The sequence below is a fragment of the Azorhizobium sp. AG788 genome, assembly GCF_004364705.1.
Classification (GTDB): domain Bacteria; phylum Pseudomonadota; class Alphaproteobacteria; order Rhizobiales; family Xanthobacteraceae; genus Azorhizobium; species Azorhizobium caulinodans.
Map to the genome: position 1 here is coordinate 468137 of NZ_SOBM01000003.1, position 25400 is coordinate 493536.

23 protein-coding genes are annotated in these 25400 nt (G+C 67.5%); 10 read left to right on the forward strand and 13 right to left on the reverse strand.

Annotation, left to right across the window (positions count from 1 at the left end; all coding sequences use genetic code 11):
- Positions 1-6: 6 nt before the first annotated feature.
- The 10 genes from DFO45_RS09985 to DFO45_RS10030 all read right to left on the reverse strand — a co-directional run bounded on the left by DFO45_RS09985 (position 7) and on the right by DFO45_RS10030 (position 10174).
- A complete protein-coding gene (locus DFO45_RS09985) occupies positions 7-1323 on the reverse strand; it encodes an MFS transporter (protein WP_244421773.1) in 1317 nt (438 codons plus the stop codon).
- 49 nt (positions 1324-1372) lie between these two features.
- Positions 1373-2263 (reverse strand): dihydrodipicolinate synthase family protein, encoded by an 891-nt coding sequence (locus DFO45_RS09990; RefSeq protein ID WP_133864718.1) that lies wholly within the window; start codon positions 2261-2263, stop codon positions 1373-1375.
- Between the two features lie 35 nt (positions 2264-2298).
- Complete coding sequence (locus DFO45_RS09995) at positions 2299-3429, reverse strand: iron-containing alcohol dehydrogenase (RefSeq protein WP_133864719.1); 1131 nt, start codon at positions 3427-3429, stop codon at positions 2299-2301.
- Positions 3430-3510: 81 nt separating this feature from the next.
- Positions 3511-4536, reverse strand: a complete 1026-nt coding sequence (pdxA, locus tag DFO45_RS10000; protein ID WP_133864720.1) for a 4-hydroxythreonine-4-phosphate dehydrogenase PdxA — start codon at positions 4534-4536, stop codon at positions 3511-3513.
- On the reverse strand, positions 4533-5639 hold the full coding sequence (locus DFO45_RS10005; protein ID WP_133864721.1) for a four-carbon acid sugar kinase family protein: 1107 nt from the start codon (positions 5637-5639) through the stop codon (positions 4533-4535). Before DFO45_RS10005 ends, pdxA begins: the two co-directional genes overlap by 4 nt.
- A 393-nt stretch (positions 5640-6032) precedes the next feature.
- Positions 6033-6446: a hypothetical protein gene (locus DFO45_RS10010; protein WP_133864722.1), complete on the reverse strand. Its 414-nt coding sequence runs from the start codon at positions 6444-6446 to the stop codon at positions 6033-6035.
- 162 nt (positions 6447-6608) lie between these two features.
- The gene (locus DFO45_RS10015) at positions 6609-7178 is read right to left on the reverse strand and encodes a winged helix DNA-binding protein (protein WP_081433857.1); all 570 of its coding nucleotides are present in this window, start codon (positions 7176-7178) and stop codon (positions 6609-6611) included.
- A 105-nt stretch (positions 7179-7283) separates the two neighbouring features.
- Complete coding sequence (locus DFO45_RS10020; RefSeq protein ID WP_012168702.1) at positions 7284-8273, reverse strand: TRAP transporter substrate-binding protein; 990 nt, start codon at positions 8271-8273, stop codon at positions 7284-7286.
- Positions 8274-8306: 33 nt separating this feature from the next.
- On the reverse strand, positions 8307-9623 hold the full coding sequence (locus tag DFO45_RS10025) for a TRAP transporter large permease subunit (RefSeq protein ID WP_133864723.1): 1317 nt from the start codon (positions 9621-9623) through the stop codon (positions 8307-8309).
- Between the two features lie 2 nt (positions 9624-9625).
- Entirely contained in the window at positions 9626-10174 is a 549-nt protein-coding gene (locus DFO45_RS10030; protein ID WP_133864724.1) for a TRAP transporter small permease, read from the reverse strand.
- A gap of 285 nt (positions 10175-10459) precedes the next feature.
- Here DFO45_RS10030 and DFO45_RS10035 point away from each other — a divergent pair, with 285 nt between their 5' ends.
- Positions 10460-14104 carry a hydantoinase B/oxoprolinase family protein gene (locus tag DFO45_RS10035; protein ID WP_133864725.1) on the forward strand — a complete coding sequence of 1215 codons (3645 nt, stop codon included), beginning with the start codon at positions 10460-10462 and terminating at the stop codon, positions 14102-14104.
- Between the two features lie 118 nt (positions 14105-14222).
- The gene (locus DFO45_RS10040; RefSeq protein ID WP_133864726.1) at positions 14223-15179 is read left to right on the forward strand and encodes an FkbM family methyltransferase; all 957 of its coding nucleotides are present in this window, start codon (positions 14223-14225) and stop codon (positions 15177-15179) included.
- A 295-nt stretch (positions 15180-15474) separates the two neighbouring features.
- Here DFO45_RS10040 and DFO45_RS10045 read toward each other — a convergent pair whose 3' ends face one another.
- Positions 15475-15756: a cysteine rich repeat-containing protein gene (locus DFO45_RS10045; protein WP_166657090.1), complete on the reverse strand. Its 282-nt coding sequence runs from the start codon at positions 15754-15756 to the stop codon at positions 15475-15477.
- Positions 15757-15966: 210 nt separating this feature from the next.
- Here DFO45_RS10045 and DFO45_RS10050 point away from each other — a divergent pair, with 210 nt between their 5' ends.
- The gene (locus DFO45_RS10050; protein WP_133864728.1) at positions 15967-16704 is read left to right on the forward strand and encodes a response regulator; all 738 of its coding nucleotides are present in this window, start codon (positions 15967-15969) and stop codon (positions 16702-16704) included.
- Positions 16701-18053, forward strand: coding sequence for an ATP-binding protein (locus DFO45_RS10055; protein ID WP_133864729.1), 1353 nt, complete (start codon positions 16701-16703; stop codon positions 18051-18053). Before DFO45_RS10050 ends, DFO45_RS10055 begins: the two co-directional genes overlap by 4 nt.
- Before the next feature lie 12 nt (positions 18054-18065).
- Here DFO45_RS10055 and DFO45_RS10060 read toward each other — a convergent pair whose 3' ends face one another.
- Positions 18066-19424, reverse strand: coding sequence for a lytic murein transglycosylase (locus DFO45_RS10060; RefSeq protein WP_133864730.1), 1359 nt, complete (start codon positions 19422-19424; stop codon positions 18066-18068).
- A gap of 176 nt (positions 19425-19600) precedes the next feature.
- The gene (galE, locus tag DFO45_RS10065) at positions 19601-20593 is read right to left on the reverse strand and encodes a UDP-glucose 4-epimerase GalE (RefSeq protein WP_012168694.1); all 993 of its coding nucleotides are present in this window, start codon (positions 20591-20593) and stop codon (positions 19601-19603) included.
- Between the two features lie 197 nt (positions 20594-20790).
- Between galE and galU the strand changes: the two genes are divergently transcribed.
- The 6 genes from galU (at position 20791) to dapB (ending at position 25323) form a co-directional block, all read left to right on the forward strand.
- The gene (galU, locus tag DFO45_RS10070) at positions 20791-21678 is read left to right on the forward strand and encodes a UTP--glucose-1-phosphate uridylyltransferase GalU (protein WP_043878721.1); all 888 of its coding nucleotides are present in this window, start codon (positions 20791-20793) and stop codon (positions 21676-21678) included.
- Positions 21679-21793: 115 nt separating this feature from the next.
- Positions 21794-22402, forward strand: coding sequence for an rRNA adenine N-6-methyltransferase family protein (locus DFO45_RS10075; RefSeq protein ID WP_133864731.1), 609 nt, complete (start codon positions 21794-21796; stop codon positions 22400-22402).
- Between the two features lie 73 nt (positions 22403-22475).
- Positions 22476-23051 carry a histidine phosphatase family protein gene (locus DFO45_RS10080; protein WP_133864732.1) on the forward strand — a complete coding sequence of 192 codons (576 nt, stop codon included), beginning with the start codon at positions 22476-22478 and terminating at the stop codon, positions 23049-23051.
- Positions 23044-23763: an orotidine-5'-phosphate decarboxylase gene (pyrF, locus tag DFO45_RS10085; RefSeq protein WP_043879880.1), complete on the forward strand. Its 720-nt coding sequence runs from the start codon at positions 23044-23046 to the stop codon at positions 23761-23763. The genes DFO45_RS10080 and pyrF overlap by 8 nt, the downstream gene beginning before the upstream one ends.
- 30 nt (positions 23764-23793) lie before the next feature.
- Positions 23794-24429, forward strand: a complete 636-nt coding sequence (locus DFO45_RS25490; RefSeq protein WP_012168689.1) for a DUF1330 domain-containing protein — start codon at positions 23794-23796, stop codon at positions 24427-24429.
- A gap of 81 nt (positions 24430-24510) precedes the next feature.
- Entirely contained in the window at positions 24511-25323 is an 813-nt protein-coding gene (gene dapB, locus DFO45_RS10095) for a 4-hydroxy-tetrahydrodipicolinate reductase (RefSeq protein ID WP_133864733.1), read from the forward strand.
- Positions 25324-25400: the final 77 nt, after the last annotated feature.

Below are 25400 nucleotides of genomic sequence, written 5' to 3' on the forward strand. Positions count from 1 at the left end.
GACCGGTCAGGACCGGCTCTCGATGGGCACGACCTTGCCGAGCAGGAAGGCGTAGTTGAGGATGCCCAGCAGGCCGAGGCCGGCGGAAAACAGGAGCGCCATGGCGAAGGAGCCGGTGGCGGCGACGATGAAGCCGGTGACGATGGGGCCGACCACGCCGCCGAAGTTCGACACCATGTTCTGGAGCCCGGCGACCGTGCCCGCCATGTTCTTGGGCGCCACGTCACCCGGCAGCGCCCAGACCTGCGAGGCGGAGATGGTGGTGCCGGACTTGGCGATGCACAGGAGCAGGATGGTGAGCACCACCGACTCGGTGAAGGCGGCAAGGCCGATGCACAGCGCCATCGTGAGGCCGATGATGAGGAACAGCTTGCGGGTGGCGGTGAGCGAAAGCAGCTTCTTCTTCACGATGTGGTCGGAGAGCCAGCCCGCGAAGATCTCGAACACGAGACCGCTGATCAGCGGCAGCGCGGCGACGAAACCCACCGCCAGCATCCCCATGCCCTTCTCCTTCACCAGATAGGTCGGCAGCCAGGTGATGAAGAAGTAGGAGATGTAGTTGATGGTGAAGAAGCCGAGGCACATGGCCCAGATGTTGCGATAGCGCAGCAGCTGATACCACTTCATGCCCAAGGTGGCGTCCTTGCCGTGCTGGCGGGTCTGGCCCTCACGGATATAGGCCACCTCGCTCGGGCTGATGCGCGGGTGCTGCTCCGGCGTCTCGGTGTAGAACCACCACCAGACGACGCTCCACACCACGCCCACAAGGCCGATGATGCCAAAGGTCCAGCGCCAGTCCACCATCGCGATCATCCAGATGATCAGCGGCATGGCAACCGCGCCGCCGAACTTGGAGGCGCTGTCGAACAGACCGGAGACGGTGGCCCGCTCCTTGTCAGGGAACCACTTGGAGGCGATGCCGGCATTGGCCGGATAAGCGCCCGCCTCACCCACGCCGAGCGCGACGCGCATGGCGAACAGCGAGTTGAAGCCGCTGGCGAGTCCCGTCGCCGCCGTGGCGATGGACCACCAGGCCACCGAGGCGCCAAGACCGATCTTCTGGCCGAAGCGGTCCGAGAACCAGCCGGCGGGGATCTGCAACAGGGCGTAGGACCAGAAGAAGGCCGAGAGGATCAGCCCCATCTGGTCCGGGGGGATGTTGAACTCCTTGCTCAGGTGCGGCGCCGCCGCCGAGAGCACGGTGCGGTCGATATAGTTGATGGCGATCGCCAGCCACATGAGGGCGACGACGAACCAGCGAATGCGGGTGGCGGGCTTCGCTGTTGCACCGCTCAACGCGGCGGGGTGAGGCTGTTGGTTCACGGGCGTTTTCCCTGCATTCACTGTTCGCGTGCGGCTGGTGGGCTCGAGGTCAGCCCACAGCCTCCGCATAGGCCTTCGAGATGGGGAGGATGGCGTCGTTGGCGGCATCGGAGACGAGCGCCGGGCCACGGCTCGCGCCCACTTCCGGCATGGCGAGGCGCAGGGCGCGCTTGACCATGGAGGGCGGGAAGCCGTGCGCATACAGTTCCTTGCGCAGCGCGCTGTAGCGCTCCTGCGCCGCCTCGGCGTCGGCCAGATCGCCCTTGGAGAAGGAGGTCCAGATGCGGTTCAGCGTCTGGGGGGCGATGTTGCCGAGACCGGAGATGGAGCCCTGCGCGCCGTTCTTCAGACCGTGCAGCACGAGGGAGTCCGGGCCGACGAGCACGTCGAAATCATCCCGCTCGCGGGCGATGGCGAGGAAGCCGTCGATGCTCGCCTGCGTGCCCTCGCTGTCCTTGATGCCGATGATGGAGGGGTGGGAGGCGAGCGTACGCACGGTCTCGGGCTGCAGCGTGTTCCCGGTGCGGGCAGGGATGTTGTAGAGGTAGAGACGAACGTCGAGCGCGTCGGCCACGCGACGGTAATGGGCGATCAGCTCGTCCTGCGAGCAGGCGATGAAGGACGGCGTGATGGCCGAGACAGCCGCGACGCCGAGCTTCTGGATTTCCTTGCCCAGCGCGATGGTCTGGTGCGTGGAGATTTCGCCGATATGGGCGAGCACGGGCACGCGGCCCGCCGCCTGCTCGACGCAGATCTCGGCCACGCGCACCTTCTCGGCGAAGGACAGGGTGTAGAACTCGCCATTGGTGCCGGCGCAGAACACGCCGTTGCCGCAGGAGACCTGACGCTCCACCTGGCGGCGCAGCGCCTGCTCGTTGAGGTTCTCGTTCTCATCGAACGGCGTGACGATGGCGACGAAGCAGCCGGAGATCTTGCTCATGATGCGTGGCCTTTGTGCGGGATCGAGGGAAGAGATCAGAGAGCGGCCTGATAGATGGCCAGAATGTCCTCGCGGCTCATGTCGCGCGGGTTGTTGTCGAGCAGGCGCCGGATGGCATGGGCCTCGGTGGCCATGATCGGCAGATCATCAGCCGGCACCTGGTAGGCGGACAGGCGCATCTCGCAGCCCAGCGCCGCGCACCACTCGCGGGTGGCTTTCAGCACCACGGCCGGATCGCTCGAGGCGGGCAAGCCGAGGGCGGCGAGCACCTGCGCAGTCTTCTCCGGCACAGCGGGGGCATTGAAGGCCAGCACGTGCGGGAAGATCAGGGCATTGGCCGCGCCATGGGCGATGTGATGGCGCGTGCCGAGCGGATAGGCCACCGCATGCCCAGCGGTCGTGTTGACCGGACCGAGGCAGAAGCCGCCATAGAGCGAGGCCAGCGCGAGGCCGGCGCGGGCCTCGCGGTCGCTGCCGTCCTTGATGGCCCGGGGCAGGAAACGGCCGACCAGTCGCGCGCCTTCCAGCGCATAGAGATCGATGGTCGGGTGCGCCTTGCGGCTGGTGAAGGCCTCGACGCAATGGGCCATGGCATCGACGCCGGTGGCGGCGGTGACGGCGGGCGGCACGGTGAGCGTGAGATCAGGATCGACCACCGCGAGGTCCGCCAGCATGTGCAGGCTCTGCACGGCGAGCTTGTTCTGCGTCACGGGATCGGTGACGAGCGCGCGTGTGCCCGCCTCGCTGCCGGTGCCGGCGGTGGTGGGCACCTGAATGAGGGCGGCGCGCTTGCCGGCCACCTTCTCCGGCCCCACCACATCATGCAGCGACTGGCCGGAGCCGGGCAGCACGGCGGCGAGCTTGGCGAGATCCATGGCGCTGCCGCCGCCGAAGCCGATCACCACGTCCGGTCCGAAGCTCTCCGCCTTGGCGAGCAGGGCTTCGAGGTTGGGCAGGTCCGGCTCGGGCTTCACCTCGCCGAACACCTCCACGGCGCCCTCAAGGCCGAGCAGTTTAATGCGGCCGGCGTTGAACCCATCCGCCACCACGAGGGCGCGCTTCAGCCCCTTCGCCGCCAGCCATTCGCGCACGGCGGAGAGGGTGCCGGAGCCGAACGCGATGCGCGGCGGCCGGACGAGGTCAATGGGAGAAAACGCGAGGGTCATGTGTACGGTATCCTTCGGAGACGGGCCCGGCGGGACGCGCGAACCCGTCTCTTTTCAATGAATTGGCCGACGGATCGCGACCTAGGCGCCGCGGCTGGCGGCGAGCTTTTCGGCGTATTCGATCGCTTCGATGAGGCTCAGCTCATTGGCGATGCCCTTGCCGGCGATGTCGAAGGCGGTGCCATGGTCCACGGAGGTGCGGATGATGGGCAGGCCGAGGGTAATGTTGACGCCGGAGAGCGCGTCCCACTTGCCCGTCTCGGGGTTCACGTTGAAGCCCAGCAGCTTCACCGGGATGTGGCCCTGATCGTGATACATGGCGATCACCGCATCGAACTGGCCGCCGCGCAGCTTCACGAACACCGTGTCGCCCGGCACCGGGCCCACCACGTCAAAGCCGTCGGCCACCGCCTTGGCGATCGTCGGCTCGCTGACATCCATGTCTTCCGTGCCGAAGAGGCCGCCTTCGCCCGCATGAGGATTGAGGGCGGCCACCGCGATCCGCCGGCGCTCAAGGCCGAGGCCGCGCAGGGCTTCGTCCGTGCGCTCGATCACATAGCGCAGGCGCTCGGGGGTCAGGCGCTTGGGCACGTCCTTCAGCGCCACATGGGTGGTGACATGGCTGACGCGCATGTTGCCGTGGGCGAGCAGCATCACCGAGCCGCGCGCGCCGGTCAGCTCCGCCAGCATCTCGGTGTGGCCGGCATAATGGAAGCCGGCGCGGTTCAGCGTTTCCTTGTTGAGCGGGCCGGTGACGATGCCCTGGATGCGCCCGGCCTGCGCGAGGCGCACGCCGCGCTCCACCGCATGATAGGCAAAGCGCCCGCCATCCACCGAGGCCACGCCGGGCAGGATGGGCTCGCCTTCCGGGCAGGCCTGAAGGCAGGCGAGCGCAGGCCATTCCGCGTCATCCGCCGAGACTTCGGGAATGGCGACCGTAGAACCCAGCGCCTTCTGCGCGCCGTGCAGCGCCGCGTTGCTGCCGATCACCAGCAGCCGCAGATGGCCGGCGGCGAGGCGATCCTTCAGGCGCTCGCAGGCCTTGGCGATGATCTCCGGGCCGATGCCGGCGGGATCGCCCATGGTGATGGCCAGATGGGGTGTCATGCGTCATCTCCCTCGGAGGTCTCGGTCAGCCGCCGCAGCAGCGATGGGGCGCCGAAGGCACCCGATTTGGATATGATGTGAACGCCGTCGAAGCGGCCACCTCGCAGGATCGAGCACGGCACGCCGGATTCGATCTGGCCGTAGAGGTCGAGCCGTTCCGCCTCAAGCGCGGCACAGAGGCTGCGCAAGGTCTCGCCACCCGAAACGATGAGCGTGCCCGGCGGATCAAGCTGCGCCACGAGGCTCGAGAAAGCCTCTGCGATGCGCGCCGCCGCGACAGGGCGCGGCGTGCCTTCCGGCAGGGCGAGGCGGGCGAGCGCCACGCCATCCGCTGCGAGCTTGTTCCCGAGCGCGGCAGCGTTGTCTCGGCCATCGGCGGAAAGGGCCAGAACCGCGTCTCCACAAGCGGCGAGCTGCGCCATGGTGACGGGATGATCGGTCCCGAATAGGCCGAGGATCGGACGGGGGAGCGTGCGGGGCGCCACGTCGATGCCGGAGGGGTGCCCCGTCAGAGCCGCGGCGAGCCCTCCGCTCCCGCACCACAGGGTCGTCCCATCGGCCGGCCGGCCCGCGGCGACGATCTGTGCGAGATCGGTATCGGTCTCGCTGTCCCAGAGGCTGACGCCGTCGGGCATGGCTTCGCCGGGCCGGCGCAGGTGCACCGGGTGACCTTCTGCCTCAAGCGTCGCACGCAGGTCAGCGCCCACCGGCCGTTCCGCGCCATCCCGGCACAGATACTGGATGCCGCCGCGCGTCACCCGCCCCTGTCTGGGGAAAGCCGGGGCGATGATGCACCGGCGGGGCTGGAGCGCCTCCATCCAGGCCGCGATCTCCGCTGCCGCCTGCCCGCGCAGCAGACTGTCGAGCTTGGCAAAGAAGAGCGTATCGGCGTCAGGCGTGATGTTCCTCAGAAGCGCGGCGACTCGGGCGCGGGCGGACGCAGCGTCGGTCTCGCGGGTGCCGCTGTCGATGGCCAGCCGGGAGGGGGCGGCGGACGGCGGCGCGTTCCAATAGACGGGCACGTGCTGGCCGGGCGTGACGAAGGCGATGGCGGCGTCGAGGGCACCGGTCAGATCGTCGGCAACGAGGCGCAGACCCGTCATGGGCGGCGTCCCGCGATCGAGAGCTGACGTGTGATCCTGAGGCCGGCCGACAACGTTGTCCTCCACACCCTGCGGCTTCAGGCGCCGCTTGTTTGAGGAGTGGAATAGGTTCCGGCTGCGATGATGTCAACATGTTGTAATATTCGGCATCGCAGCAAATCGAAGGTCCAACGCGGCGCCGGCACAGCGGCGTCCATGCGCTGGATCGCGCGGAGCCGCTATTCTTCTTTTGTTGTTAGAAGGTTGTCAGATCAGGCCGGGATAGGACACGTGTGCGCGGCTGTACTCTCCACGCCGCGAAGACGCTCGCCTCGTATGCGACCAAGTGTCCGGCGCTCACGCTTCAGCAGAACGGTCGAAAGGCCTGACATCTGGACAAATTCCAGACAAGTCTCAGCGCTTGTCCTCGCAGCGGAATTCCACCTGCGTCCAGTCCGGTCGCCCCTGCGCATTCACCGTGTAACGGACCTCGGCGGAGAAGGGCACGATCCGCTCGCCGGAAGCCGAGGCGACCCTGACCGCATCCCGCAGGAAGAACATGTTCTTTTCCGGCTGATGGACCAGAACGCCCGTGCGGCTTGGACACAGTTGCACGGCCTTCACGACCTTCACCCCCCGGGCGGCGAGGCCGCGTTCGATGACCGGCTCCAGCACCTGACAGGCAGTCTCGATGGTGACGTCGACATACGATCCGGTATCGCCGGCCTGCTGGGCCAGCGCAGGCGCCCCCGCGGTCGCCACAGCGCCCGTCAGGGCGAGAATGACGGCGGAAACATACGGGCGCGGAAGCAGAACCAACTTTGCCATCTGGCGACGAACCTCGGAAGGCGACAATCCTCCGGTTGTGCGATTGCGTATGCTTAATTGCAAGCCATCGACCGCTCCACTTTGGAGAGAGCAACGACACCGCAGACGACAATCCCTCCGGAATGGGGGATCCGCGCGGAGGTAAAGGCCCGAAAGGCCGCGCTACAGACTGGCGGCGGAGCGTGCGGCCTGGTCGTAATGACCTGAGAGCGCGCGCAGGACGGCAGCGATTTCCGAGAGCTTTTCCGGAGCGATGCCGGTCGCCGCCACGGCCGAGGAGAGGAGCGCCTCGCGCACCTCCCGATAGCGGGCGCAGGCCCTCTTGCCGGCGGGGGTGGCGGTCAGCGTCTTCTCCTTGCCGCGCCGGCCGCCGGAGACCAGCCCCAGCGCCTGGAGCTTCTTGGCAGCATAGGTGACGAGGTGGGTGTCTTCCACGTCGAGCACAAGGCAGAGGTCGGCAATGGTCTTAGGCCGGTCGCGATGCACCACATGGTGCAGCACCTGCACGTCGAGGGCGGACAGGTCCGGAACGCCGGCCGCCGACATGCAGCGCACCATCCAGCGCGAATAGGCGTGGGAGATCATGTTGAGGCCGAATTCGACCTCGGACAGGGCCGGAAGGGCACCGCCCTCGGCCAGATGCGCGGAAGAGACGATCGAGCCCACGGCGGGCGTCGCAAGCGGTCCACCGGAGGGTGCGGACGGGCTGTCATCAGCCGGGCGCCGGGTCATGGTCTCTCCTCTCCGTCCGGGAGCCCCGGCCGAGGCCGGGGCCGCCCGCTTCATTGCACAGGGCGGAAGGGGCCGGAAGCCATGGCCTCCGCCCCGCGCCACCGCTCACTTGGCGGCTTCATACGCCTTGATGATGGCGACGCCATTCTCGCCCGCCTTCTTCTCCCAGTCGGCGGTGAGATCCTTGCCCACCTTCTCGAAGCCGGCCTTCAGTTCCGGGCTCGGCGGGGCGACGGTCATGCCCTTGGCCGCCAGTTCCTTGAGGAACCAGGTACTCTTTTCCTCCGAGGTCTTCCAGCCGCGCGCCTCGGCGGCAGCCGCAGCCTTGAGCACGGCCTCCTGCGTCGGCTTGTCGAGCGCCTCGAAGGCTGCCTTGTTCACGAACACCATGTTCTTCGGCAGCCAGGCCTGGATGTCGTAGAAATAGGGCACGCTTTCCCAGATCTTCACGTCATAGCCGGTGGCGCCGGAGGTGATGAGCGCAGCGACAACGCCGGTGGCCAGCGCCTGGGCCAGTTCGGCCTGTTGCACCGTGACCGGCTGGGCGCCGACGAGGGCGGCGATGCGCGAGGTGCCGGGATTGTAGGCGCGCCACTTCACGCCCTTCAGGTCCTCGACCTTGGTGACGGCAGTCTTGGAAAACAGGCCCTGAGGCGGCCACGGCACGGCGAAGAGAAGCTTCAAGCCCTGGCTGTCGAGCTTCTTCTCCACTGCGGGACGGGAGGCGTCCCACAGCTTCTTGGCCGCCGGATAAGAGGTGGCGAGGAAGGGCACCGTGTCGATGCCGAAGATCGGGTCCTCATTCTCATGCACGGACATGAGAACCTCACCCGCCTGCGCCTGCCCGGTCATGACCGCGCGCTTGATCTCCGGCACCTTGAACAGCGAGGCGCCGGGATGGACGGTGATGAGCAGCTTCCCGCCGGAGGCGCTGTCCACCTCCTTGGCGAACTGCGCGATGTTCTCGGTGTGGAAATTGTCCTGCGGATAGCCGGTCGGCAGGTTCCACTTGGTCTGCGCCGATGCGGTGCCCGCCGAGAGGGCCGCAAGACCGCCGGCAATGAGCGCGGCGGCAATCGTACGAAGTCGCGTCATGTCATCCTCTCTAGACTTGAAACAGGTGGGGCATCAGCCCGGAAAGACCCAGCGCGGGACCACCAGGACGATCTCTGGAAACGCGGTGATGATGAGAACGGCGATGTTGAGAAGAATGAAGAAGGGGAACGCGGCCTTGGCCACGGCCCAGGTGTCCCGCCCGCTCATGTTCTGAAGCACGAACAGGTTGAAGCCCACCGGCGGCGTGATCTGCGCCATCTCCACATGGATCACGAGATAGACGCCGAACCACACGAGATCGAACCCCGCCTGCTTGATCATGGGCAGCACGATGACCGCCGTGAGCACGATCATGGAGATGCCATCGATGAGGCATCCCAGGATGATGTACATGACGGTCAGCGCGAGGGCGAGCTTGCCGGGTGTCAGGTTGAGCCCCTGCACCCATTCCGCCAGCGCCACCGGAATGCCCGTATAGGCCATGGCGGCGGTGGTGAAGGCCGCACCGGCGATGATGAGCATGATCATGCAGGTGAGACGCGTGGCGCCCATGAGGCTTTCGAGGAACAGCCGCCAGGTGAGCGTGCGGCTCCAGAATGCCAGCGCGAGCGCCCCCAGCACACCCCAGGCGGCGCATTCGGTGGCCGTCGCAAGGCCGGTGACCAGCGACAGGAAGACCCCGAGGATCAGCAGCAGGCAGGGGATCAGCTTCGCCGATTCCTGCATCTTGCGACGGAACGACATGGGCGGATCGCGCGGCGGCGTCTTGCCGGGATTGAGCAGCGACCAGAGGATGACGTAGCCGCTGTAAAGCCCCATCACCAGCAGGCCGGGCAGGAAGCCGGCGAGGAAGACCTGCAGCACGGAGACGTTGGCCGTCACCGCATAGACCACCATGGGAATGGAGGGCGGGATGAGCAGGCCCAGCGTGCCGGAGCCGGCCAGCGTGCCGAGCGCCATCTGCTGGTCGTAGCCGCGCTTTTCCAGTTCCGGCAAAGCGATCTTTCCCACCGTCGCGCAGGTGGCGGCGGAAGAGCCGGAAACGGCGGCGAAGATGCCACAGCCGACGATGTTCACGTGCAGCAGGCGCCCCGGCAGCCATTGCAGCCACGGGGCAAGGCCGCGGAACATTTCCTCCGACAGGCGGGTACGGAACAGGATCTCGCCCATCCAGATGAACAGCGGCAGGGCCGCCAGCGTCCAGGAGGCGGAAGAAGCCCACACCGTGGTGGCAAGCACCTGTCCGATGGGGATGTCGGTGGTGAGCACCATCGCCGCATAGCCGACGATGGCGAGGCCGATGGCGATCCAGACGCCGCTCGCCAGAACGGCGACCAGCAGCATGAGCAGGATGATGGAGAGGGGCACCAGCCCGAGATGTTCGACCATGCTCACACGCCCCCGCCGGACGCCACGCGCTCGATGAGTTCTTCGGGCGTCTTGGGAGGTTCTTTCTCGTAGCGGGGGTGATGGCCGCTGGCGACGTGGACGAACTCGTCGATCATCGCAATGAGCAGGATGGTGATGCCCAGCGCGTAGCCCGTCTGCGGGATCCAGAGCGGCACCGCGATCACGCCCTGGGACATGTCGTCGAAGCGATAGGAATCATAGGTGAGCTGGATCGCATTCTTGGTGAAATAGGCCAGGAAGACGATGCCGACGGTGAGGGCGAATAGCTCCATCATCTGGCGCTTGCGGCCCGTCAGACGCTCCAGCAGCAGACCGACGCGGATCATCTCGCCCTTCTTGAAGGTGTGGGCCAGCCCGAGGAAGGACATGGCGACCATGGACCAGGACGCGAAATCGTCACCGGCGGGAATGTCGAAACCGATATCGCGGCCGGATGAGAGGCCGATCATCAGGAGGAAGATGACGAGGAGGAAGATGGCGGCGAGCACGCCGGAGAGCAGATAGAGGCCGTCGAGAAGGCGGCGGATCATGCCCCTGCTCCCCGGCCAAAAGATGCGGAAGGCACAGGGCGCCCCGGTACCAGTGCCCTGAGGCACGGGGGCCATTGATGTTCGTCCGCCGTCATGAAGCTCCCCTGCGGAAGAGAAAAAGGCACAAACCGCGCCATTTTGTGTTCTTTTTATGTCATGTCAACAAATCGTTGACGTGTCTTTCCCGCCATGTCTTTGCTCGTCGGCGAAGCGTCGCTGCTGTCCTCCGCTCGCCCTGGCGGGCTCCGATGCGCAGCAAATTGCATGCCATACAAGGAGCAGCATATGTCGAGCCCCGCGTCGCAGACCCCGGCCACATGGGAATTCTGGATCGATCGCGGCGGCACATTCACCGATATCGTGGGCAAGAAGCCTGACGGCACGCTGGTCGCCCACAAGGTGCTCTCCGAGAATCCCGAGGCCTACAAGGACGCCGCCGTTCACGGCATCCGCGAGTTGCTCGGCCTGCCGGCCGGCGCCCCGATTCCCCAACGTCTGGTGTCTGCCGTCAAGATGGGCACGACGGTCGCCACCAATGCCCTTCTGGAACGCAAGGGCGACCGCACGCTGCTGGTCACCACCTCCGGCTTCAAGGATGCGCTGAAGATCGGCTATCAGGCCCGGCCGAAGATCTTCGCCAAGAAGATCGTCAAGCCGGACATGCTGTTCGAGCGCGTGCTGGAAGTTGATGAGCGCGTGCGCGCCGACGGCACGGTGGAGCAGGCGCCCGACCTCGGCGCGGTGCGCGCCGGTCTCGAGGCGGCGAAGGCGAACGGCATCGAGGCCGTGGCCATCGTCTTCATGCACGGCTACCGCTTCCCGGCCCATGAGGCGCAGGTGGCGGCGCTGGCCCGCGAGATCGGCTTCCCGCAGGTGTCCGTCTCCCATGAGGTCTCGCCCCTCATCAAGCTGGTGGGCCGCGGCGACACCACCGTGGTGGATGCCTATCTCTCGCCCATCCTGCGCCGCTACGTGCGCCAGGTGGCGGATGAGTTGGGCGCGGACAACCAGGCCGCCGACGCCGCCATCCGCCTCATGTTCATGATGTCCTCAGGCGGTCTCACGGCGGCGGACCTGTTCCAGGGCAAGGACGCGCTGCTCTCGGGCCCCGCCGGCGGCGTGGTGGGCGCGGCGAAGACCGGCGAGATCGCCGGCCTTAACCGCATCATCGGCTTCGACATGGGCGGCACCTCCACCGACGTGTGCCATTTCGACGGGGAGCTGGAGCGGGCCTTCGACACCGAAGTGGCCGGCGTGCGCATCCGCGCACCCATGATGCAGATTCACACGGTGGCGGCCGGCGGCGGCTCCATCCTGCATTATGACGGTGCGCGCTTCCGCGTCGGTCCGGACAGCGCCGGCGCCAATCCCGGCCCCGCCTGCTATCGGCGCGGCGGCCCGCTGGCCGTCACCGACGCCAATGTGATGCTGGGCAAGCTGATCCCCGACTTCTTCCCGAAGATTTTCGGCCCCGCCCAGAACGAGCCCCTCGATGCCGGTGCCGTGCGCAAGAAGTTCGAGGCCATGGCCGCCGAGATCGGCGACGGACGCGCGCCTGAGGCGGTGGCGGACGGCTTCGTCACCATAGCCGTCGAGAACATGGCCAATGCCATCAAGAAAATCTCGGTGGAGCGCGGTTACGACGTGACGCGCTATGCGCTCAACTGTTTCGGCGGCGCCGGCGGCCAGCACGCCTGCCTGGTGGCTGATGCCCTCGGCATGACGCGCGTGCTCATCCATCCCTTCTCCGGCCTGCTCTCGGCCTATGGCATGGGCCTTGCCGACATCCGTGCCCTGCGCACCAAGGCGGTCGGCGCCCGGCTGGAATCCGCGGCGCTCGCCGCCGTCGAGACCCTGCGCGACACGCTCACCGCCGAGACGGTGGCCGAGCTCGCCGGACAGGGCGTCACCGGCACGGCCGTCACTAACGAGGCCAAGCTTCATCTGCGTTACGAAGGCACGGACACCGCCTTGCCCGTCACGCTCGCCGACATCGCCACCATGACGACGGAGTTCGAGGAGCGCCACCGCTCGCAGTTCGGCTTCATCTCGCCGGAGAAGCCCATCGTGGTCGAGGCCATCGAGGTGCAGTCCTTCGGCGGCGGCGCCGGCATCGCCGAGCCCGACCGGCCGCTCGACACCTCCGCCCCCCGCGAGGCCCGCCGCACCCGCTTCTTCTCGCGCGGCGCCTGGCACGATGCGCCGGTGGTGCTGCGTGCCGACTTCCGGCCCGGCATGGCGGTTCAGGGCCCGGCCATCGTCATCGAGCCCAACCAGACCGTGGTGGTGGAGCCCGGCTGGCGCGCCGAAGTGACGGCCAAGGACCACCTGCTGCTCGCCCGCACCGAGGTGCTGAAGCGGGCCGAGGCGGTGGGCACCCATGCCGATCCGGTAATGCTGGAGGTGTTCAACAATCTCTTCATGTCCATCGCCGAGCAGATGGGCGTGACGCTCCAGAACACCGCTTATTCGGTGAACATCAAGGAGCGGCTGGACTTCTCCTGCGCCGTCTTCTCCGGCTCCGGCGAACTGGTGGCGAACGCGCCGCACATGCCTGTCCACCTCGGCTCCATGGACCGCTCGGTGGAGACGGTGATCCGCGAGAATGCGGGCGCCGTGAAGCCCGGCGACGTGTTCGCCCTCAACGCCCCCTATAATGGCGGCACCCATCTGCCCGACATCACGGTTGTGACGCCGGTCTTCAATGCGGACGGCTCCGAGCTGCTGTTCTGGGTGGCCTCGCGCGGCCATCATGCGGACGTGGGCGGCGTTGCCCCCGGCTCCATGAGCCCGCTCGCCACGAACATCGAGGAAGAAGGCGTCTATATCGACAATTTCAAGCTCGTCGATCAGGGCCGCTTCCGCGAGACGGAGCTGGTGGCGCTGCTCTCGGGCGCGAAATATCCCGCCCGCAATCCGGTGCAGAATGTCGCCGACCTCAAGGCGCAGATCGCCGCCAACGAGAAGGGTGTGCGCGAACTCAACAAGATGATTGCGACCTTCGGTCTCGACGTGGTGAAGGCCTATATGGGCCACGTGCAGGACAATGCCGCCGAGAGCGTGCGCCGCGTGCTGGACCGCCTCTCGGACTCCGAATTCACCTATGAGATGGACCAGGGCACGGTCATCAAGGTGAAGATCAGCGTCGACAAGCAGAAGCGCGAGGCGACCGTCGACTTCACCGGCACCTCGCCGCAGCAGCCGAACAATTTCAACGCCCCGGAGCCCGTCACCCGCGCGGCGGTGCTCTATGTCTTCCGCGTCATGGTGGAGGACGAGATCCCCATGAATGCCGGCTGCCTCAGGCCCATCCGCATCGTGGTGCCGGAGGCCTCGATGCTCTCGCCGCGCTATCCCGCCGCCGTGGTGGCCGGCAATGTGGAGACCTCGCAGGCCGTCACCAACTGCCTGTTCGGCGCCATGAAGGCCATGGGCGCCTCGCAGGGCACGATGAACAACCTCACTTTCGGCAATGCCACCTATCAGTATTACGAGACCATCTGCTCCGGCTCGCCCGCCGGCCCCGGCTTCGACGGCACCGACGGCGTGCACGTGCACATGACCAACTCCCGCCTCACCGATCCGGAAGTGCTGGAAACGCGCTTCCCAGTGCTGCTGGAGGATTTCCACGTGCGCGAGGGTTCCGGCGGCAAGGGGCAGTGGAATGCAGGCGGCGGCACCTATCGCCGCATCCGCTTCCTGGAGCCCATGGAATGCGCGCTCCTCTCCTCGCACCGTCGCGTGCGCCCCTTCGGCATCGCCAGCGGCGAGCCCGGCGCCGTGGGCGAGGGCTATGTCCGCCGCACCGACGGCACGATGGAAAAGCTGGAGGGCTGCGCGCAGACCGAGCTTGCGGCAGGCGAAGCCGTCATCATCGTGACGCCCACGGGCGGCGGCTACGGCGACCCCGCCTTGCGCGGGAAAGCCTGAGCCCAAACGCGAAAAGGCGGCCCGATGTCTCGGGCCGCCACGCCACCGGGCGGGCCTTTCAACGCTGCAGGTCCTGGGGCATAAAGCCTCGGGATGGTGAAAGGCTGGGGCGGTTCTCGTGATGAAGCTCTTCCAAAAGCGACAAATCATGCCGGAGGCTGTTCCGGTCCCTCCACCGGAGCCTGCGCCCGTCGCGCCTCCCCCGCCGCGCCCACCGATGACGGCACTGGGCAGGACGCTGATGGGCTTCCGGTGCGCGGATTGTGATGACATCCCGAAGGTCGCGGACGCGGGCACCATTGTCGACCGCAACGGCGCTTCCTTCCAGATCATGCACAATGGCCTGGAGGTCGTCGCCGGCGGTTACCATGGCGACTGGATGGCCCATCTCATTCGCGGTCTGAAGGGTCACCACGAGCCTCAGGAAGAGGCGGCGTTCCAAGAGATTGTCCGCCGCTCCCGCCACAACACGTTGATCGTCGAACTCGGGGCTTTCTGGTCCTATTATTCTCTCTGGTATCTGAAGCAGGTGCCTGGCTCGTCTGCAGTCGCCATCGAGCCGGACGAGGGCAACCTTGACATCGGCAGACGGAATGCGACCCACAACGGCCTCGTCGGAGCGATGACCTTCCACCGCGCAACCATCGGCGGTGAGGCTCAGGCGGAAGTGTCCTTCCTGCAGGAATCCACCAACACGTCAGTGGTCGTTCCGATGGTGGATTTCGCGGCTGTGCACGCCTTGGCCGGTTTCCGGCATATCGAGGTGCTTCACCTCGACACGCAGGGCGCCGAGACCCCCTTCCTGCGCTCGTTGCCGGAGAATGCGGGCGATCTCATCCGCTTTGTCGTGGCCTCGACGCATCATCGCGTGATCTCAGGGAGCCCGAGCACCCACGAAGACTGCCTTGATGCCCTGCGTAGCCGTGGCGCGACGATCCTCACGGAGCACAACGTCCAGGAGTCTTTCAGCGGCGACGGCCTGATCGTGGCGAGCTTCGCGGCTGAAGACCTCGACCTGCCATTTCCGCAAGTCTCGCGGAACGCGCCCGAGCTTTCGCTATTTCCCAATCCCTGAGAGCGCGGCGCGTACATCCCTCAAGGCCTGAGCCCAAACGCGAAAAGGCGGCCCGATGTCTCGGGCCGCCACGCCACCGGACCGCCGGGTACCACAGGACGGCCGGGGCTTTCCGGGGCGGTTGGAGGTCACCCCGGTTCTGAAGCGCCGGCCGGACAAGGGCGGCCGACACCGGGGCGTGCTTCGGAGGCCGCGCCATCCGGACTGGTTCAAACCGGATGGTCGCTCGGCCTCCAAAACCCATGCAGAGAATGCGGTGCCGGGCAGCCTTTGAGGGCGGGTGACCGGAAGCGGCCTATCGGCCCGACTGCGCCTTGATCTGCACGAGCGCGCTCTTGCAGGTGTCCGAGAGGCTCGCCTCATTGGCCTTGATGCACTGAATGATACGGCCGCCGCCGGGCTGAACATCGGAACAGTATTTCTTGACGTCGCTGCCGCAGGCCTTCTGGAACATCTGCTGGGCCTGCGCATTCTGGGCTGCCGCGGGCGCCGAAAGGGAAGAGACGGCAACGGGCACCAGCAGCACGGCCGGCAGCAACAGGTCGCGCAGACGCAGCGCACGGGTGTTGGAACGCATCTTCATCCTCCACATGGACGAGGGCCGGGCCGGAGCGAAGGGGGCGGTTCCGCCCGGCCCGACCGAAAGCGGAGAAACGTGCCGCCTTCAGAAAAGACCATCGCTGCGTCGCTTCGCAGCAAGATTGCAGGCCAACGCCGTTTCGTAACGATTTGTAACGCGTGCTCCAGCGCCGCTTGCGGGCGGCAGGCGGCCGAATAGAGTTGCGCCATGTCGCAGGGCGCTTCCGCTACCACCCTTCTCATCGTCGAAGACGACCGGGAGATCCGTTCCCTGCTGGCGGATTTCCTCGGCCGCGAAGGCTATGACACCCGCCTCGCCGCCGACGGCCGCGCCATGGATGCGATCCTTGCCGGCATCCGTCCCGATCTCGTCATCCTCGACATCATGTTGCCGGGCGAGGACGGCCTTTCCCTCTGCCGCCGCCTGCGGGCGCAGGGGGATGTGCCGGTGCTCATGCTCACCGCCAAAGGCGACGAGGTGGACCGGATCGTGGGGCTGGAGGTCGGAGCCGACGACTATCTGGTCAAGCCCTTCAATCCACGGGAGCTGCTGGCCCGCATCCGCGCGATATTGCGGCGGGCGAAGACGGCGGCACGGATGGGCGAGGACCCGCGGCGGCAGGACATCGCCTTCGGCGGGCTGATCGCCGATCTTGATGCGCGCAGCGTCCGGACCCCGGACGGGATCGCGCTCGATCTCACCTCCGCGGAGTTTGACCTCCTCGCCTGCTTCCTTGAGCGGCCGCGCCGCGTGCTGTCGCGCGACCAGTTGCTCGACTGGACGCGCGGGCGCAGCGCGGACCCGTTCGACCGCACCATCGATGTGGCCGTCAGCCGCCTGCGCCGCCGCCTGTCCCTGGTCGCGCCGGAGGCTGCACAGCTCATCAAGACCGTGCGCAACGGCGGCTATATCTTCGCCCTTCCTCCCGGAGGCAAAGGCAATTGACGCGCTTCAAGCTGCCGCTGCGGCTCGCGCTCATCATCGCGGGCGGCCTCGTCATCGCCCAGATGCTCATGACGGCGGCCTATTTCACGGATCGGCGGCTGAACGGTGAAGGTGTCGCCGGCTCCATGGCGACGCAGGTGGGAGCCCTCGCGCAACTGCTGGACCGGCTGCCGGAGCCGGACCGCGAGCTTGCGCTCGATGCCGTCAGCGGCCCCGGCTTTCGCGCCCGCATCGCGCCGCAGCCCGAGACGGGGGAGACGAAGCGCCCGCCGCTGCTGGAGCGTGTGCCCTTGCTCGAGCGCCTCATCCGGGCGCAACTGGGGAAGAACGATCCGCGCGAGGTCACCGTCGTCCTCGACACGGCCTTCGGCGGCCGCTGGATTCCGATGATGCTGTCCTGGCCCGCGCGGGAATTGCGCATGACCGTGGGGCTGGCCGATGGCCGCTTCCTGCTGGTGCGCGCCCGGGGGGAACTGACCGCGCGGCTTTTCGGCGTTCCCGTCGGCCTCGTGGCCGGGCTGTTGGGCATCGCGGTGGCGCTCGCCACAGTCCTCGCGGTGCGGCGGGAGACCCGGCCGATTTCCGAGCTTTCGGCCGCGCTGGACCGCTTTGGCACCAGCCTTGAGCCCCAGCGTGTGGAGCCCCGCGGCGCGCCGGACGTGCGGCGGCTGGCGGAGACCTTCGACGCCATGCAGCGGCGCATCGTCGAACTGGTGCGCAACCGTAGCCTCGTGCTCGGGGCCATGAGCCATGACCTCGCCACCTATGTCACGCGCCTGCGCCTGCGCATCGCGCTCCTGCCGGAGGGTCCGCAGACGGCCCGCGCCCAGCGCGACCTCGAGGAGATGCAGGCGCTGCTGGCCGACACGCTCGATTTCGCGCGCGGCAGCTTCACGGGGCGCGACGGCGCGAGCATCGACTTCGCGGCGCTGGTGGCGGAGGAATGCGCGGCGCGGGCGGCGGAAGGGGCCCCTATCCATTTCAGCGCGCCGTCCGTTCCCTGCCGCGTCGCGGCGGCGCCCTCGGCTCTGAAGCGTCTGGCGGCGAACCTCATCGGTAATGCCATCGCCTATGGCGGGCGGGCGGACGTCTCCCTCATGAGGGACGGGGATGCGGTGGATCTGGTGGTGGAGGATCGTGGGCCCGGCGTCCCCGAGGCCGAGCGTGAGCGGGTGTTCGAGCCCTTCTACCGGCTCGATGCCTCCCGCAGCCGCGAGACCGGCGGCGCGGGGCTGGGGCTCACCATCGTGCGGCAGATCACCGACAGCATCGGCGGCACCGTCGGGATCGCGGACCGTCCCGGCGGCGGCGCGCGCGTGACGGCGCGCCTGCCTCTGGTGGCGGATTGACCCCGCGGGGGATCACTGGCGCATGCGCGCCAGCACGTCGAGGTTCGGGTAGCCGTCCGGGATCATGCCCGCGCGGGTCTGGAAATCCTGCACGGCCACGCGGGTCTTCTGCCCGAGGATGCCGTCGATATTGCCGATGTCGTAGCCCATCTGCGACAGGCGGGTCTGGAGTTCGAGGCGCTCGGTGCGCGAAAGCGCCCGCTCCTCCTTCGGCCAGGCCTGCACGAAGTCGCCGCCGCCGCGCAGCCGGTCCGCGAGGTGGCCGATGGCCAGGGCGTAGGCGTCCGCAGGATTGTAACGCAGGATGGCACCGAAATTCGGAAGCATGATGAAGGCCGGGCCCTTGGCACCGGAGGGCAGCAGAAGGAAGCCGGTGTCGCTGGGACGCGGGAAGGCCTGCCCGTTGGCCCGGCGGATGCCGAGCGAGGCCCACTGGGCCATGGAGTAGCGCTTGGTCCGATCCACGTAGCGGTAGTCGAAGTTCTGCGGCAGCACCACCTCATAGCCCCAAGTCTGGCCGAACTGCCAGCCGTCGAGCTTGAGGTTGTTGGCGGTGGAGGCGATCACGTCCGGGATGGAATCCACCACGTTGCGGTGGCCGTCGCCGTCGAAGTCCACCGCATAGCGCAGGAACGAGGTGGGCATGAACTGGGTGGGGCCGAAGGCGCCCGCCCACGATCCCTTCATGTGATCCGCCGGCACGTCGCCCCGGTCGATGATCTGGAGCGTGGCGATGAATTCGTCGCGGAAATAATCCTGCCGCCGGCCGATGCAGGCGAGCGTCGCCGTGGAGCGCAGAACCGAGCGCGTGCCGATGCCCTTGGGATCGCCATAGCTGGTCTCGATGCCCCAGATGGCCGCCACCACATAGCGGTCGACGCCGTAAGCCTTCTCCACTTTCTCGAAGATGGGCTTGTACTTCTCCAGCATCTCGCGACCCTTGGTGATCCGGGTCTGGCTCACCAGCATGGTCACGTAGTCGCCGAGCGTCTTGGAGAACTCCGGCTGGCTGTCGAGATAGTCCATGATCTTCATGTCGGGCTCGAGCCCGGCGGTCAGACGCTGGAAGCTCGCCGGCGAGACGCCCTTGGACTGCGCCAGGGGCTGCAGCGCGGCGATGCAGTTGGGGAAATTGGCCTGCGCCTGCGCGATGGCCTCGGGCTGCATCAGCGGATGGCCGGCGCGCTCGGGAGCCGGCGGCTGCTGCGGCTGGAAGCCCGAGAAGATGGAGCCCGTCACCTGCGCCTGCGCGCCGGCGGGCGCCACCGCCACCAGCGAGACGGCGGCCGCGAAGGCCGCCGCGAGGCCGCGCGCGCCGGTCCTGCCGGTCCGCGCCGCCATCCGGGTCGATCGGGTCGTCTTCACCGCCATCACTCCGCCTCTCCGCCACGCAGCCGGCGCGGCCCTGAACCTCGAGGGACACGCGGCAGGCCGAGCGTCCCATGAGAGCTAATGGGCAGCGAATATGGTTGCGCCACGGTTAACGAAGGGCAAGTTTATGCCCGCGCCATGGCGTCTTCCGGCTCACAAGGGCGTGGGACGGGGCCTCAGGCGGCGGATTTGCGGGCTTCCAGGCTCCGTTCCCAGTCGAGCGCATGGCGCACGATGGTCTCCAGATCGTCGAGGCGCGGAGTCCAGCCGATGGCGGCCCGGATCCGGTCCGCCTTGGCGACGATGGCCGCAGGGTCGCCCGGACGGCGGGGGGCGTAGTTCACGGTGAAATCGACGCCGGAGACCGCCTTCACGGTCTCGATCACCTCCAGCACCGAATAGCCCCGGCCATAGCCGCAATTGTAGACGCCGCTCGCCCCGCCCCGCCGCAGGTGGTTGAGCGCGTCGAGATGGGCGGCGACGAGGTCGCTCACATGGATATAGTCACGCAGACAGGTGCCGTCCGGCGTCGGATAGTCGGTACCGAAGACGGACATGGCGGCGCGCTTGCCGAGCGCCGTCTCGCAGGCGACCTTGATGAGATGGGTCGCCCCCGCCGTGGATTGACCCGATCGGCCGGCCGGATCGGCGCCCGCCACGTTGAAATAGCGCAGCGCCACGTATCGCAGCGGGGTCGCCACCGCCGTGTCCTCCAGCATCCACTCGCTCATGAGCTTGGAGCGGCCATAGGGCGAGATGGGCGAGAGCAGCGCGTCTTCCGCCACCGGATCGTTGCCCACCATGCCGTACACGGCGGCGGTGGAGGAGAAGATCATGTGCGGCACGTCGGCCTTCACCAGCGCGTCGAGGAGCGCGCGGGTCTTCACCGTGTTGGCGAGATAGTAGCCGAGCGGATCGGCGACCGATTCCGGCACCACGATGCGCGCGGCGAAATGCACCACCGCGCTGATGTCATGCTCGGCGACGATGCGGGCGACAAGGTCGGCATCGGCCACGTCGCCCTCGATGAAGGTGGCGCTCGGGTGGACGGCCCAGCGGAAGCCGGTGGAGAGATTGTCCAGCACCACCACAGGCTCGCCGGCATCCACGAGGGCGAGAACCATGTGGCTGCCGATATAGCCCGCACCACCGGTGACCAGAACCGCCATGCCGTCCTCCTTGCATGTTCAAGGTGAAGGTGATGCAGCGCTCCTTCTGCGTCAATTAAAAGGAGTAGTCGCTGTTCGGCCGCAAAATGCTCAAGTTTTGCAACCAATTCCGGGCCATAGCGTTGCTTTGCGAACACCCAGTTTCCTGTGTTAGGAAGCCGGGCTTTTCCATTTTGGGAAATAAGGAACGGGGCGTCATGCCAAAGCCACTTCGCAAAGCCATCCTGCCGGTCGCGGGTCTGGGAACGCGCTTCCTTCCGGCCACCAAGGCGGTGCCGAAGGAGATGCTGACGGTGGTGGACCGTCCCGTGGTGCAGCACGTCGTGGACGAGGCGGTCGCCGCTGGCATCGAGCACATCGTCTTCGTCACCGGCCGCAACAAGGCGGTGATTGAGGACCATTTCGATCGCCAGTTCGAGCTCGAGAAGACCCTTGCCGACCGCGGCAAGACCAAGGAACTCGCGCAGCTCGACCGCGACACGCCGAAGGCCGGCACCACCTCCTTCACCCGCCAGCAGCTGCCCCTCGGCCTTGGCCATGCGGTCTGGTGCGCCCGGGACCTGATCGGCGACGAACCCTTCGCGCTTCTCCTGCCCGACATGCTCCACCTGCCCAATGGCAACGGCAAGGGCTGCCTCACCGAGATGGTGGAGACCTACAACAAGACCGGCGGCAACGTGATCTCTGTCTATGAGGTTCCCGACGACCAGACGAACCAGTACGGCATCGTCGGCCTCGGCAAGGAAACCAGCGCCAAGGCGCACGAGATCACCCAGATGGTCGAGAAGCCGGCGGCCGGCACGGCGCCGAGCAACCTCGCCATCTCCGGCCGCTACATCCTCCAGCCCACCATCTTCGACCTGCTGGCGAAGCAGGAGCAGGGCGCGGGCAACGAGATCCAGCTCACCGACTCGATGCTGAAGCTGATGGAGCGCGAGCGCTTCTTCTCCGTCCGCTTCGACGGCTCGGTCTATGACTGCGGCTCGAAGATCGGCTTCCTCATGGCGAACGTCGCCTATGCCCTGTCGCGGCCCGACATCGCGCCGGAATTCCGGACGGAACTCGGTCACTTCCTCGGCAATTGACACAGCGTCAGCGTCAAGGTGCCTGTGCCAAGCATGGCTCGGGCGCCTTGACCCGGTGTGCTTTCCCGTCTAATCGCCAGAGAATTCTGCGCTCGTTCCTGCCGGAGCCGACCGAATGCTCCATACTCCGCCGCGTCGCGAAGTGTCCGTGAAGCCCCGTCTCAACGATGAGATGCGCTTCCTCCAGTCCTGGTTCCAGAACCCGCTCAAGACCGGCGCCGTGTCCCCGTCCGGACGGGCGCTCGCCAAGATGATGGCGAGCTATCTCGATCCTGCCATCGATGGCCCTGTCATCGAGCTCGGGCCGGGCACCGGTCCCGTGACCCGCGCGCTCATTGCCCGCGGATTCGCGCCGGAACGGTTGTTCCTGATCGAATACAATCCCGAATTCTGCGCCCTGTTGCGCAAGCGCCACCCCGGCGTCACGGTCATCCAGGGCGATGCGTACGCCATGTACGACATCCTGAAGGACCGGCTCGATGCCCCGGCGGTCGGCACCATCTCGTCCCTGCCGCTGTTCACCAAGCCGCCGCAGGAGCGCGACCGCATGGTGAACGAGGCCTTCGACCTCTCCCGTCCCGGCGCACCCTTCGTGCAGTTCACCTATGCGGTAGTCTCGCCGGTGCCGCTGAAGCCGGGCGAGATCCACGGCGAGCGCTCCCCGCGCGTATGGCGCAACCTGCCGCCGGCGCGCGTGTGGGCCTACCGCCGCCCGAGCGCCTGACCCAGGGCCCCAGCCTCAGGTCCGAAGCCTGCCGCGCGGGGAACCTCCCCGCGCCTGCATTTCCGGGGCGGCCATGACCTCCTTCCTGTATGTGAGCCATCCGCAGGTCGAGGTGAACCCCGCCGTTCCGGTGCCGGACTGGGGCCTGTCCGCGGTCGGCCGCGCCCGCGCCGCCGCCTTCGCCGCAAGCCCGGTCCTGACCGGCTTCCGCCGCATCATCTCCTCCACCGAGACCAAGGCCCGCGAGACCGCGGCCATCCTCGCCGACGCCCTCGGGCTGACGGTCGAGGTGCGCGACGCCATGCACGAGAACGACCGCTCGGCCACGGGCTATCTGCCGGAAGCGGAATTCCAGCAGGTGGCCAACGCCTTTTTCGCGGCGCCGGACGAGAGCATCCGCGGCTGGGAGCGGGCCATCGACGCGCAAAGCCGCATCGTCGCGGCCGTCGCTTCGGCGCTGGCGGAGGCCCCTGACGTACCCGCCGTCTTCGTTGGCCATGGCGGCGTCGGCACGCTTTTGTTGTGCCACCACGCCAGCTATGCGATTTCCCGTTCCCACGACCAGCCACCGGTGGGGGGTGGGTGCTGGTTCCGCTCTACGCACACCACGGCGCCCGACCGGTGGCGCCCGATCGAAGAGGCTGCCTGACTTGACCGACGTCTCCCCGGACATCCGCGACCGTCTCATCGTCGCTCTCGATTATCCCAACGTGGGTGCTGCCGAAGCGCTCGTCTGGCAACTCGGCGATGCGGTGAGTTTCTACAAGGTCGGCCTGGAGCTTACCGTGGGCGGCGGCCTCGACCTGGCGGCGGACCTCATCGACGCCGGTAAGAAGGTCTTCCTGGACCTCAAGATGCACGACATCGGCAACACGGTGGAAAAGGCGACCGCCGCCGCCGCCGAACGGGGCGTTTCGCTGCTGACCGTGCACGCCTACCCGCAGACCATGGCCGCCGCCGCCCGCGGCGCGAAGGGCAGCGCCCTGCAAGTTTTAGGTGTTACGGTGCTGACGTCCTATGATGAGGCGGATCTCGCTGCGGCAGGCTATGCTCAGGGTGTGACGGAAACCGTGCGGCGCCGGGCCATCCAGGCCCAGGAGGCGGGCATTGCAGGCGTGATCTGCGCGCCCACCGACGCGGCCATGGTCCGCGCGGCGACCAGCCCGGATTTCCAGATCGTGACCCCGGGCGTTCGCCCCGCTGGCAGCGCGGCCGGCGACCAGAAGCGGTTTGCCACGCCCGCCGATGCCATGGCGGCGGGGGCGAACCGCATCGTCGTGGGACGACCGATCACCGGCGCGGCGGACCCGTCCGCAGCAGCCCGGAGCATCCTGGAGGAACTGGCAAAAGCGGCCGGGTGATCCCGCGCCGCGCAATGGGGCGAGGCGCACATGAGCGAGTTGGGGACGCCGAAGGGTTACTGGGTCGCGCGGGTCGATGTCCACGATCCCGAAGGCTACCATCCTTATACCTTGGCCAACGGACCGGTGATCGCCGCCCACGGCGGGCGCTTCCTGGTCCGGGCCGGCAACTTCAAGACGATGGAGGGCGATTCCCGCGCCCGCAACGTCGTCGTCGAGTTTCCGAGCTTCGACGCCGCCCAGGCCGCCTATTACGATCCGGCCTATCAGGCCGCCATCGATCTGCGCCGCCCCTATTCCCAGGCCGACCTCGTCATCCTTGAAGGCGTGAGCGAAGACCTCCCCCCGCTCGAGCCGCCGGGCGTTCCCGGCTACTGGATCATGCGCATCTCGCTGCGCAACCCGCAGGGCTACCGTGCCCATGCGGAGATGGTGGGTGACCGGGTGGCGGCCTTCGGCGGTGTGCCGGTGGCCCGCGGCGGGCGCATCGCCATCGTCGAGGGCACGGCGCGCGGGCGCAATGTCATCATCCGCTTCCCGGACGTCCATGCGGCGGTGGAATGCTATCACTCGCCCGCCTACCAGCAGGCGATCCCGCTGCGGCAGGCCGTGGCGGAAACGGACTTCATCATCATTTCGGGCTATGACGGTCCCCAGCCCGGCTGAGTCGTGCCGGCGGGTCGCCTGCCACGGCTGACCCGCCGCCCTTCGGACCGGGCACGTATCCGTTTCAGGGAGCGAAGCGACGTGTCCGATCTGCGGGTGGTGATCAACGGGGCCGGCGGCCGCATGGGCCAGGAATTGCTGCGCGCGGTCCTCAATGGCGAGGGACTGGCGCTTGCCGGCGCGCTGGAGCACAGCACCAGCGGCCATCTGGGCGAGGACGCCGGCGTGCTCGCCGGCCTGAAGCCGGCCGGCGTGACCATCGAGAGCGACGCCGCCGCCACCCTCAACGGCACCGATGTGGTGATCGATTTCTCCACCCCGGCATCGTCCGTGCGTCTCGCCGAACGCCTCGCCGAGGCCGGCATCGCCGTCGTCATCGGCACCACCGGCTTCTCGGCGGCGGAGAATGCAGCCATCGAGGCGGCCGCCCGCCGCACCGTCGTGGTGAAGTCCGGCAACATGAGCCTCGGCGTCAACATGCTGGCCGCCCTCACCCGCCAGGCCGCCGCCGCCCTCGGCATCGAATTCGACATCGAGATCGTCGAGATGCACCACGCCCGCAAGGTCGACGCGCCCTCGGGCACGGCCCTGCTGCTGGGCGAGGCTGCGGCCGAGGGTCGCGGTATCCACCTGCCGGACTGGACCGCCAAGGCCCGCGATGGCGTTACCGGCCCCCGCCGCCCCGGCGACATCGGCTTTGCCAGCCTGCGCGGCGGCTCCGTGGTGGGCGAGCATGCGGTGATCTTCGCTGGCCCCTCCGAACGCGTCGAACTGGTGCACAAGGCCGAGAGCCGCACCATCTTCGCCAATGGCGCCCTCACGGCCGCCCGCTGGGCCAAGGGCCGCGAGCCCGGCCTCTATTCCATGGTCGATGTGCTGGGCCTCGCCGGCTGACCCGCGCGCGGGGTGGAAGGTGAGCCGTCTTTGAGTTTTCCGGCGGCGTCCTATATGTCTCGCGTGCATTCCGATCG